This window comes from Cryptosporangium japonicum, from assembly GCF_039524755.1.
GTDB classification, from domain to species: domain Bacteria; phylum Actinomycetota; class Actinomycetes; order Mycobacteriales; family Cryptosporangiaceae; genus Cryptosporangium; species Cryptosporangium japonicum.
On sequence record NZ_BAAAGX010000018.1, the window covers coordinates 313,433 to 324,339 of the forward strand.

Genomic DNA, 10,907 nt, shown 5'->3' on the forward strand with positions numbered 1-10,907 from the left:
TCGGGCAGAATCCACAGACCGAGTCTGGCGCAGAAATTGGGAGGACCCCGAATGTCCCACCTTCCGGTCGACCATCCGCTTCGTGGCCTGTACCGGGGTCTGACGATCGTCACCGGTGCGGCTTCCATCGCGTTCGGCGCGACCGCGCTGGCCACGACGTCGGGCAATGGCTTCACCGACCCCGAGGGCGAGAAGGTCTGGGGCCTGATGGCCGCCAACCCGGCCGCCGGCGTGTTCTGGATCGTCGTCGGCGCGATCGCGCTGCTGGCCGCGCTGGCCGGCCGCAACATCGACGCGAAGGTCAACTCGGTTCTCGGCCCCGTGGTGTGGGTCGTCGGGACGGTCGGCCTGTGCCTGATCCGCGGCGAGAACAACTTCATGGCGTTCTCGGTCACCAACGTCTGCGTGATGTACGTGCTCGGCACGCTGTGGTTCACCGCGGCGCTCTACAGCGGCGTCTCGGGCTCGCAGCCGGTCAGCCGCCCCGAGTCGGCGGGCCGGGTGGCCGAGGAAGCCCTCGGCGCGGCCAAGTAGCTCCACCGCACGGCCGGCCCGGGAACGGGCCGGCCGTTCGTGTGTTCAGTCTTCGGCGACCCGCAGCCGGGGCTTGGCGTCCAGGTTCGACAACCCGTTCCAGGCCAGGTTCACCAGGTGGGCGGCGACGACCTCTTTGTTGGGCTTGCGTGCTTCGAGCCACCACTGACCGGTGAGCGCGACCATGCCGACGAGCGCCTGCGAGTAGATGCCGGCGAGCTTGCTCTCGTAGCCGCGCCGCTTGAACTCCTCGTCCAGGATGTGCTCGGCCTGGCTGGCGATGTCGCTGATCAGGCTGGAGAACGTGCCGGCCGAGGTGGCCACGGGGGAGTCCCGCACCAGGATGCGGAAACCGTCGGTCTCGTCCTCGATGTAGGTGAGCAGGGCCAGGGCCACCTGCTCCAGGAGGATCCGCGGGTGGCTGCTGCTCAGCGCGTTGGTGATCGTCTCGAGCAGGTGCCGCATCTCGCGGTCGACGACGACCGCGTAGAGCCCTTCCTTCCCGCCGAAATGCTCGTAGACGACCGGTTTGCTGACGTGGGCGCGGGTGGCGATCTCCTCGATCGACGTCGCTTCGAAACCACGGTCGGCGAAGAGCTTCCGGGCGATCGTCAGCAGTTGCTCGCGTCGCTCCTTGCCGGTCATCCGGACCCGGGCTCCGCGGCCGGACGGGCTGCGTTCCTGATCGGTCACATCAACATCCTGTCAGCCCGTACGAACGACTTGTGCGGACCGCCCCCCGAAACGCAACAGCCCCCGCTGTTCGGGCGGGGGCTGTTACGGCGTGCTCAGGCGGCTTCGGCCACCGGCTCGTTGCGGCGGGCGTCGAAACGCTCACGCTTGGGCCAGCGGACGTCCCACACCCAGCCGGCCTTCTCGAACAGCCAGATCAGCCGGGCCGACGTGTCGATCTGGCCCTTGTCGACGCCGTGCCGGGCGCAGGTCGGGTCGGCGTGGTGGGAGTTGTGCCACGACTCGCCGAAGCTCAGGATCGCCAGCGGCCAGAAGTTCCGGGCCTTGTCGTTCGACCGGTACGGCTGCTCGCCGATCACGTGGCAGACCGAGTTCACGGCCCAGGTGACGTGGTGCACGAGCGCGACACGCACCAGGCCGGCCCAGAAGTACGCGGTGACCGCGCCCCACCAGGACCAGGTGACCAGCCCACCGATGAGGGCCGGGCCGAACAGCGAGAACAGCATGATCGGCACGAAGTTCTTCTGGATGCGCCGGATGTCGGGGTCGCGGATCAGGTCGGGGGCGAACCGGCGCGCGTTGGAGTTGTCCCGCTCGAACAGCCAGCCGACGTGGGCCCAGACCAGGCCCTTGAACAGGCCCTTGGTCGACTCGCCGAAACGCCACGGCGAGTGCGGGTCGCCCTCCTGGTCGGAGTACTGGTGGTGGCGCCGGTGGTCGGCGACCCAGCGGATCGGCGCACCCTCGACCGACATCGTGCCGGCGACCGTCAGCGCGATCCGCAGCCAGCGCTTGGCCTTGAACGCGCCGTGCGTGAGGTAGCGGTGGAAGCCGACCGTCACCCCGAACCCGGTGATGACGTAGAACACCGCGAAGATCGCGACGTCGACCCAGGTGAGGCCCCAGCCCCACGCCCACGGCACCGCGGCGAGCACCGCGACGAACGGCACCACCACGAAGAACCAGAGGAACGCGATCTCGATGTTGCCCTTGCGGCCGAAGATCAGCGGACGCTGACCCGACCGCTTGGGAGCCTCGGCGGCCGGAGTGGCGGTCGCCTCAGCAGCCGCCGCGGACGTCGGAGTCAATGGCCTATCCCTTCAGCTTCGACAGCCAGTTCCGTGAGCGTCGAATCAACCGACGCCTACGGAAGCGTAACCTACGCCCCCGTAGGTTTGGCAAGCTTTCCGCGCCGGGGATATCGCCAGCCGCCCGAGGCGAGGCTGTGGAAGAATCAAGGTGCCTTCGGCCGTGGTGTAATAGGCAGCACAGCGTCTTTTGGTGTCGCTTGTCCGGGTTCGAATCCTGGCGGCCGAGCCCCTTTTGGCTCTTACATGCTGTCTCCCTGGTGCAGCTAGCATGCGGGCGGAGTGATCACTGCCGCCTATTACTCAGGAGACCCGTTGTGACGAGCCCGGCCCGACCGGCTGCCGTCGTGGTCCTCGCCGCAGGCGAAGGCACCCGGATGAAGTCCGACACCCCGAAGGTCCTGCACGAGCTGTGCGGACGCAGCTTGGTGGGGCACGTGCTAGCGGCCGCGGCCCGGCTCGAGCCGGCGCACCTGGCGGTCGTGGTCGGCTACCAGCGTGAGCGGGTCGCCGCACACGTCACCGGCGTGAACGAACGCATCGTCACCGCGGTGCAGGACCAGCAGAACGGCACCGGGCACGCGGTCCGCTGCGCGCTCGCCGAGCTGCCCGACCTCGACGGCCCGGTCGTCGTGCTGAACGGCGACACCCCGCTGCTCACCGCCGAGACGCTGCAGGCGCTGGTGTCCACGCACGTCGAGGCCGGCAACGCGGCCACCGTGCTCACCGCTTCGGTGCCCGACCCCACCGGTCTGGGCCGCATCGTCCGCGGCGCCGACGGTCGCGTCCAGCGCATCGTCGAGCACCGCGACGCCACCGCCGACGAGCGCACGATCGCCGAGATCAACTCGGGCATGTTCGCGTTCGACGCCAAGCACCTGCGCTCGATGCTCGACCGGCTCACCACCGACAACGACCAGGGCCAGGAGTACCTCACCGACGTGCTGGGCCTGCTCGTCGAGGACGGGCACCCGGTCGCCGCGATGGTCGCGCCCGACTACCGCGAGACCCTCGGTTGCAACGACCGGGTCGAGCTCTCCGGCCTGCGTGCGCTGTTGCGCGACCGGCTGGTCACGGCCGCGATGCGGGCCGGCGCCACGGTGATCGACCCGGCCACGGTCTGGCTCGACGTCGACGTCACCCTCGGACGGGACGTCGTCGTGCACCCCAACGTGCAGCTGCGTGGCGCCACCGTGATCGAGGACCGGGCCGAGGTCGGCCCCGACACGACGCTCGTCGACACGAAGGTCGGCGCCGGCGCCACGGTCGTGCGCACGCACTCCACCTCGGCCGAGATCGGCCCCGAGGCCACCGTCGGCCCGTTCGCGTACCTGCGGCCGGGGTCGGTGCTCGGCCGCAAGGCCAAGGTCGGCACGTACGTCGAGACCAAGAACGCGACGATCGGCGAAGGCTCGAAGGTGCCGCATCTCACGTATGTGGGCGATGCCACGATCGGCGAGCATTCCAACATCGGCGCCGCGAGCGTCTTCGTCAATTACGACGGTGTGAACAAACACCACACCACCATCGGTGACCACGCTCGCACGGGCAGCGACACGATGTTCATCGCTCCGGTGAACGTCGGCGACGGCGCGTACACCGCGGCCGGCTCCGTGATCACCGAAGACGTTCCCCCGGGGGCGATGGCGGTGGCGCGCGCCCGCCAGCGCAACATCGAGGGGTGGGTCGAGCGCCGCCGCCCCGGCACGGCGGCGGCCGACGCGGCGGCGGCTGCTCGGCGCGTCGCGTCCGGGGAAGGTACGGTCGAATAGTCGATTCGTCCTGCACAATCCGCGCAGCGACCCCCTGAGATCCCCTCGCCCCGCCGCACTGAAAGCGACGCAGAACCGATGGCTATTCACGCCAAGAGCCGGAAGAGCTTGGTGCTCCTGACCGGTCGAGCCGCACCGGAGCTCGCCGCGGAGATCGCTGTCGATCTCGAGACCGACGTGACGCCGACGCGCGCGCTCGAGTTCGCGTCCGGTGAGCTCTTCGTGCGGTTCGAGGAGTCCGTCCGCGGGTCGGACGCGTTCATCATCCAGAGCGTGTGCGCTCCGGTGAACCAGCACCTCATGGAGCTGCTGCTGATGCTGGACGCGGCGAAGCGCGGCTCGGCGAAGCGCGTCACGGTCGTGCTCCCGTGCTACCCGTACTCGCGGCAGGACAAGAAGCACCAGGGGCGGGAGCCGATCTCCGCCCGTCTGGTCGCCGACCTGCTCAAGACGGCGGGAGCCGACCGCATCCTCACCGTCGACCTGCACACGGCCCAGATCCAGGGGTTCTTCGACGGGCCGGTCGACCACCTGTTCGCGCTCGATCTGCTGGCGAACTACGTCAAGGAGAAGTACGCCGGCCGCGAGCTGACCGTGGTGGCGCCCGACTCCGGGCGGGTGCGTGTCGCCGAGCGCTGGACCGACGTGCTGGGCGGCACGCCGCTGGCGTTCATCCACAAGACGCGTGACCCGCTGGTGCCCAACCAGGTCGTGATGAACCGGGTCGTGGGTGAGGTCAAGGGCCGCACCTGCATCCTGGTCGACGACATGATCGACACCGGCGGCACGATCGCCAAGGCCGCCGACGCCCTCAAGGAGGAAGGCGCGGCCGACGTGGTGGTCGCCGCCACCCACGGCGTGCTCTCCGACCCGGCCACCGAGCGGCTGAAGAACGGTCCGATCAGCGAGGTGATCCTCACCAACACGCTGCCGATCGGCCCGGAGAAGGAACTGGACAAGCTCACCGTGCTGTCGATCGCCCCGCTGATCGCCCGCGCGATCCGCGAGGTGTTCGACGACGGCTCGGTTACCAGCCTCTTCGGTGGCGCCAGCTGACCCCGGGTTCGTCTTGTACGGCCTGGGCAAGATAGGATAGTCGGGTTGCCCGGCGAGGGGGCTGTGTCGCAGGCTCCGTGATCGACGCGCTGATTCGTGGATGCGTCGTCTGCGGTGCCCACGACACGGCCCCTCGCCAAGCCAAATCGTTGCTCACGCTTGCGTTCGAGGAGTTAAGTCGTGTCCGAGGTCCGAATCGCCGCCGAGCCGCGCACTGAGTTCGGCAAGGGCGGCGCACGCCGCACGCGCCGGGCCGGAAAGATCCCCGCCGTGCTGTACGGGCACGGGCAGGCGCCTCGTCACATCGCGTTGCCGGCCCGTGAATTCACCAACGCCATCAAGCATGGCGCCAACACCCTGCTCACGATCGAGGTCGACGGCGGCAAAGAGCTCGCGCTCGCCAAGGCCGTCCAGCGTGACCCGATCAAGCAGACCATCGACCACGTCGACCTGCTGCTCGTCCGCAAGGGCGAGAAGGTCACCGTCGAGCTCGCCGTCGTCCTCACCGGCGAGGTCGAGCGGGGCGGCCGGGTCAACCAGGACCTCACCACCCTCTCGGTCGAGGCCGAGGCCACCAACATCCCCGACGGCGTCGAGGTCAACATCGACGGCCTGGAGATCGGCCACCAGCTGCTCGCCAAGGACGTCGCGCTGCCCAAGGGCGTCACGCTGATCACCGATCCCGAGGCTGCGGTCGTCGGCGTCGTCGCCCAGCAGAGCGCCGCTCAGGCCGAGGCCGAGATCGAGGCCGCCGAGGCCGAGGCCGGCATCGAGCGGGACGAGAAGCAGACTGCCGACGCCTGATCTCAGCAACGCCAGTCCCGGCCGGGGCCCCCTCACGGGGCCCCGGCCGGACTCATGAGGGAGTAGGAAATGGCCGACGACCCCTGGCTCGTGGTCGGGCTGGGCAACCCCGGCCCCAAGTACGCCGGCAACCGGCACAACGTCGGCCAGATGGTCGTCGACCTGCTCGCCGAGCGCATCGGCGGCCGGTTCGCCAAGCACAAGTCCCGGGCCGACGTCGTCGAGGGCCGGCTCAACGGTCACCGCGTGGTCCTCGCCAAGCCGCTGTCGTACATGAACGAGTCCGGCGGCCCGGTCGCCGGCCTGCGGAGTTACTACCGGGTGCCGCCGGAGCAGACGATCGTCGTCCACGACGAACTGGACATCCCGTTCGACAGCGTGCGGCTCAAGCGCGGCGGTGGCGACAACGGGCACAACGGGCTGCGGTCGATCTCGAACTCGCTGGGCACCAAGGACTACCTCCGGGTGCGTGTCGGCATCGGGCGTCCGCCCGGCCGCCAGGACCCGGCCGACTTCGTGCTGCGTGACTTCAGTTCGACCGAGCGCAAGGACCTGCCGCTCCTCGTCGACACCGCCGCCGACGCCGCGGAAGCGCTGCTCGGTGCCGATCTGGCCGCCGTGCAGAACACGTTCCACGCGAGGTAGATGGGCGTTTAACGCGTATATTGTCCGGTATGTCGGGTGACGCGGTTGATCAGCTCTGGGACTCACTGGTCGACCAGCACATGGACTCCATCTGGGGCATCGCGACCACGGCCGGGCTCGACGGCGCCGAAGCGGCGGTCATCTCCCAGCTGACCTGGCTGCGGATGGCCGAACGCTGGACGACGGTGCGTGCGCTCTCCCGCACCAAGGACCCGACGCTTCACCCGGTGGAACGATCGGCCACCCAGGTCGACGAGTGGATCCTGCACACCGCCCGCTCGGAGGTCGACGCGTGGCTGCGTGACGAGCGGCGACGCAGCCGGGAGGCGCTGTTCGCCGACGGCGGCGTCGTCCGGATGGCGCCCGGCTTCCAGGCCGCCGACGCCGGCGGACCGGCTCGATGACCGACTCGGCGCGGGTCGTCCGGCTCGCACCGGCGGCGCCGGAGACCGAGCCGTCGCCCGAGCTCGAGGCGGACGAGGTCGAGGGCCTCACCGAGCTGATCGACACCGAGCTGATCGACACCGAGGAGACCGCCGCTCCCCGCCCGGCCGGGATCCGCCGGGCGAACCTCACCCCGGACGAAGCCGCGATGCTGGTGGGCGCGGCGGCCGGCGGAGACCGCAGCGCCTGGGACGCCCTCGTCGACGCTTACGGGGGCCTGATCTGGGCCGTCGCGCGCAACCACCGGCTGAGCCCCGGCGACGCCGGTGACGTCAGCCAGACGACGTGGCTCCGGCTGGTCGAGAACATCGACCGGCTGAGCGACCCGGCCCGGGTCGGGGCCTGGCTGGCCACGACGGCCCGCCGGGAGTGCCTGCGGCTGCTGGGCCGCTCGAAGCGCACGGTGCTCTCCGGGGAGGAGCTCGACCCGGGCACCGACCGGCTCCGGCTGGCGGCACCGGAGGCCGACGCCGCGCTGCTCGCCGCCGAACGTGACGCCGAGATGCGCAGCGCGTTCGGCCGCCTCACGCCACGCTGCCGCGAGTTGCTGCAGATGCTCCTGCTCGACCCCGCACCCAGCTACGAGGAGATCTCCGCGGCGCTGGACATCCCGATCGGCAGTATCGGCCCCACCCGTGGCCGGTGCCTGGAGAAGCTACGAGGAATCGTGGAAGGCACGGGTATCAATCCGGCGGCGGCCGGCTCTTCCTAGGAGGTAGCAGTGTCACCGGAACCGTTGCGCAGGGCCCACTCCGCCGAGGAGGACGCCCGCCCGTGGGATGTCCGGGTGGACGAGGGAGGGCCCGTGAACGTGGTGCCAGAGTCGGTGCGTGACGCCGCGCGTCGTGCGTTCGACGCGCGACCGGTGGACACGCTCGTCGCGGACCTGATGTTCGATTCGATCCTGGACCACGACCGGCGGGCCGCCGCCGACCCCACCGTCCGCACGATGCGTTTCGGGCACCGGAGCGGCGGCGCCGACCTGCGCGTCACCGACCAGGGCAACGGGCGCCGGATCAGCCTCGAGGTGCTCCCGGCCCAGCGGGCGTCGGCCGAGGTCAGGTGCGCCGGCAGCACGTTCACGGTCACGACCGACGACGACGGACGCGCGGAGTTCGACGTCCCTACCGGGCTGTTCAGTCTGGTGCTGCGGCCGTTGCGCTCGCCGCAGGCGAAACCGTTGCAGACGTCGTGGGTCCGGCTGTGACCCGACACGCGCCCCCATGTTCACCGGCCCCGTCACCCACTAGCCTCGGGATCACCAGCGCCGTGCGGTGTCGAGAAGAACGGCACCGGGTTCAGGGGGTAGCCGAGTGACTTCGGATGCGGACACCGAGACCATCGCAGCCCGGATGACCTGTGATTCCGACGTCGAGTTAGCGCGCCTCCTGGCGACCCACGCCGGCGTGATCCTGCTCCGTCTGCGTACGCGCAAGCGTGTCCCGGCCAGCCGCCTGAAGGACGACGGAGACCGGCGGTCGCACGATTTCCTCACCGCGGCGCTGGCGAAGCTGCGCCCGGGCGACGCGGTGCTGTCCGAGGAGGGCGCCGACGACCACGCGCGGCTCGAGGCACGGCGCGTCTGGATCGTCGACCCGCTCGACGGCACCCGGGAGTACTCCGAGCTCGACCGGGACGACTGGGCGATCCACGTCGCGCTCTGGGAGGACGGCGAGCTGACCGCGGGCGCGGTGGCGCTGCCCGGCCTCGGCCCGACGCTCACCAGCGAACTGTCGCCGCGTCCGCGTCCGGCGGCGCCGCAGCCACGCATCCTGGTGAGCCGCAGCCGCCCGCCGGCCTACGCGGAGACGGTGGCGGAGAAGCTCGGCGCCGAGCTGGTGCCGATGGGTTCGGCCGGCGCCAAGGCGATGGCGGTCGTCCGCGGCCAAGCCGAGGCGTACCTGCACGACGGTGGCCAGTACGAGTGGGATTCGGCGGCGCCGGTGGTGGTGGCCCGGGCCGCGGGCCTGCACACGTCCCGGGTGGACGGCAGCCCGCTGCGCTACAACAACGCCAACCCGTACCAGCCCGACCTGCTCATCTGCCGGCCGGAACTGGCCGACCCGATCCTGCAGGCGATAGCGACGGCCAAGTGAACGGGGCCCGGCACTCGGCCGGGCCCCGCTCCACTTACCAACCGCCCCAGGGGTCGTCCCAGTCCGACCACGGCGCACGCTCGTGGCCCCACTGGTCGTCCGCCCACGGGTCGGGCTCCTGGGCGCTGCGGCCGACCGTCGCGGTCGCCGCCGGTGAGGACGCACCCGCGGTGCCGTGCCCGTCGACCGCGCGGACCGTGTACCGCACCGACGAGCCCGCGGTGAGGCCCCGGTCGACGAACGAGTAGGTCTTCTTGGTCTCCCACGGCTTGGCCGAGCCGCGGACCCGGTACACCACTGTCGAACCCCGGTAGACCTGGTAGGTCACCGTCGGGTCGTCGAGGTCCTCGACGCCGCGCCAGGTGACGGTCACCTGGTTCTGGCCGCTGTTCTGCACCGTCGGCGCGGCCGGCGTCGACGGGGCGATCGACTTCGCGGTGAGCGTGAAGCGCGTCAGGCCCTGCTGCGGTTTGTCGTTGACGGTGGTGAACTGCCCACCGACCCAGATCGACCGGCCGTCGCTGGCCAGCGCACGCGGGCCCAGCTTCGACACCGACCGGGTCGCCGGGATGTTCGGGTCACCGCCGTTCGTCGATGGGAACCAGTACTGGATCGACGTGCTCGAGCCACGCGTCGTCTGGGCCAGCAGCCGGTAGTAGCGCGGCTCCGGCATGTCGGTGGCCTGCTCGGGGAAGCCGCCGTCGGTGTCGTTGCAGTTGTGCGCGTGCGAGCCGGTGTAGAGCAGGTCGCCGTGCAGCGCCGCCGCCCAGCTGGCCCCGAGGCAGCTGTCGAACCACTTCAGCCGGCCGGTGGCCGGGTCGACCGCGGCCCGCCCGTCCCAGGTGCCCTCGCCGTTCGCCGTCATGTAGACCGCGTTGCTGTCGGCCACCAGGTCGGTGATGTACGACGTGCGGGGTACGCCCCGCCAGGCCCAGGCCGTGCTCCGTCCGGTGCTCGGGTTCACCGCACCCAGCGCGTGCTGGGCGACGCCGTTGAGCCGGTTGTAGTTGCCGCCGACGACGAGCCGGCTCTGGTCGGCCGAGAGGCTGAGCGCGATCACCTCCGCGTCCGCGCTCGCGTTGAACGAGGTCAGCGCGCCGCTCGACCGGTCGAACGCGGCCAGGCGGGTACGGGCCGCGCCGCCGGCCTGGGTGAACAGCCCACCGGCGTAGACGGACTGCGATCCGACGGCGAGCGCGCGCACCCGGGAGTTGATCCCGGTCGGGGCGAAGCGGGTGTCCAGCGGGGCGTTGTCCCGGGACGCGCCGAACGCCGCGATCTTGGTCCGCACCTGCCCGTCGACGTGCGTGAAGTCGCCGGCCACGTAGATCGTCGAGCCGTCCGGTGACGCCTTGATCCGGTAGATCGTGTCGCAGCTGTAGACCTGGGAGTCCCAGTCGACGTCGCAGCTGACGTCGGGCTTCGCGCCGCTGAACGCGTGCTGCGGCGAGGTGAACCGGTGCGAGAGCGGCAGCAGGTCGCCGGTGTTCGCGTCGAAGGCGGCCAGGTTGTCGCGGGCGACCTCACGCGTGCCGGGCGCGGCCCCGGGCGGACGGACCGTCGAGAAGTTCCCGCCGATGTAGATCACGCCGCGGACGTAGGTGACGGCCCAGACGATGCCGTTCGTCTGCCACGTCGGCTGGGCGTCGGCGGTGAAGACCTTCGTCGACGCCGTGCCGGCGGCGGTGGCGGGGTGGGTGGGAACCAGCCCGACCGCCGCAGCGAGCAGAAGGAGTACGACGAGACGTATTCGGGGGTTGGAGGGAGGACGCACT

At 70.6% G+C, this 10,907-nt stretch carries 12 protein-coding genes and 1 tRNA gene; 10 read left to right on the top strand and 3 right to left on the bottom strand.

The genetic code is table 11. The annotated features are described in order from the left end of the window. The first annotated feature begins 51 nt into the window (after positions 1–51). Positions 52–534, top strand: a complete 483-nt coding sequence (locus ABD437_RS24735) for a hypothetical protein (protein ID WP_344651297.1) — start codon at positions 52–54, stop codon at positions 532–534. A 45-nt stretch (positions 535–579) separates the two neighbouring features. Here the strand turns inward: ABD437_RS24735 and ABD437_RS24740 are convergent, their stop codons facing one another. Both ABD437_RS24740 and ABD437_RS24745 read right to left on the bottom strand, forming a co-directional pair. After that, on the bottom strand, positions 580–1,179 hold the full coding sequence (locus tag ABD437_RS24740; protein ID WP_084701744.1) for a TetR/AcrR family transcriptional regulator: 600 nt from the start codon (positions 1,177–1,179) through the stop codon (positions 580–582). A gap of 143 nt (positions 1,180–1,322) precedes the next feature. Continuing rightward, positions 1,323–2,315, bottom strand: coding sequence for an acyl-CoA desaturase (locus ABD437_RS24745; RefSeq protein ID WP_344651298.1), 993 nt, complete (start codon positions 2,313–2,315; stop codon positions 1,323–1,325). 157 nt (positions 2,316–2,472) lie between these two features. Here ABD437_RS24745 and ABD437_RS24750 point away from each other — a divergent pair. The 9 genes from ABD437_RS24750 to ABD437_RS24790 all read left to right on the top strand — a co-directional run bounded on the left by ABD437_RS24750 (position 2,473) and on the right by ABD437_RS24790 (position 9,132). Beyond that, positions 2,473–2,544: transfer RNA gene (locus tag ABD437_RS24750), tRNA-Gln, on the top strand. An 88-nt stretch (positions 2,545–2,632) separates the two neighbouring features. Beyond that, a complete protein-coding gene (glmU, locus tag ABD437_RS24755) occupies positions 2,633–4,087 on the top strand; it encodes a bifunctional UDP-N-acetylglucosamine diphosphorylase/glucosamine-1-phosphate N-acetyltransferase GlmU (RefSeq protein WP_344651299.1) in 1,455 nt (484 codons plus the stop codon). A 78-nt stretch (positions 4,088–4,165) separates the two neighbouring features. Further along, positions 4,166–5,143: a ribose-phosphate diphosphokinase gene (locus tag ABD437_RS24760; RefSeq protein WP_344651300.1), complete on the top strand. Its 978-nt coding sequence runs from the start codon at positions 4,166–4,168 to the stop codon at positions 5,141–5,143. 180 nt (positions 5,144–5,323) lie between these two features. Beyond that, complete coding sequence (locus ABD437_RS24765) at positions 5,324–5,947, top strand: 50S ribosomal protein L25/general stress protein Ctc (protein ID WP_344651301.1); 624 nt, start codon at positions 5,324–5,326, stop codon at positions 5,945–5,947. A gap of 69 nt (positions 5,948–6,016) precedes the next feature. Continuing rightward, positions 6,017–6,592, top strand: coding sequence for an aminoacyl-tRNA hydrolase (gene pth / locus ABD437_RS24770; RefSeq protein ID WP_344651302.1), 576 nt, complete (start codon positions 6,017–6,019; stop codon positions 6,590–6,592). A gap of 29 nt (positions 6,593–6,621) precedes the next feature. Then, positions 6,622–6,996 (top strand): hypothetical protein, encoded by a 375-nt coding sequence (locus ABD437_RS24775; protein WP_344651303.1) that lies wholly within the window; start codon positions 6,622–6,624, stop codon positions 6,994–6,996. Next, positions 6,993–7,748, top strand: a complete 756-nt coding sequence (locus ABD437_RS24780) for an RNA polymerase sigma factor (protein WP_344651304.1) — start codon at positions 6,993–6,995, stop codon at positions 7,746–7,748. The genes ABD437_RS24775 and ABD437_RS24780 overlap by 4 nt, the downstream gene beginning before the upstream one ends. A gap of 93 nt (positions 7,749–7,841) precedes the next feature. Then, positions 7,842–8,243 carry a hypothetical protein gene (locus ABD437_RS24785; protein ID WP_344651305.1) on the top strand — a complete coding sequence of 134 codons (402 nt, stop codon included), beginning with the start codon at positions 7,842–7,844 and terminating at the stop codon, positions 8,241–8,243. A 145-nt stretch (positions 8,244–8,388) separates the two neighbouring features. Then, complete coding sequence (locus ABD437_RS24790; RefSeq protein ID WP_344651306.1) at positions 8,389–9,132, top strand: 3'(2'),5'-bisphosphate nucleotidase CysQ; 744 nt, start codon at positions 8,389–8,391, stop codon at positions 9,130–9,132. Positions 9,133–9,166: 34 nt separating this feature from the next. On the opposite strand, the gene ABD437_RS24795 is transcribed toward ABD437_RS24790, so the two are convergent. After that, positions 9,167–10,906 carry a fibronectin type III domain-containing protein gene (locus tag ABD437_RS24795; RefSeq protein ID WP_344651307.1) on the bottom strand — a complete coding sequence of 580 codons (1,740 nt, stop codon included), beginning with the start codon at positions 10,904–10,906 and terminating at the stop codon, positions 9,167–9,169. Position 10,907: the final 1 nt, after the last annotated feature.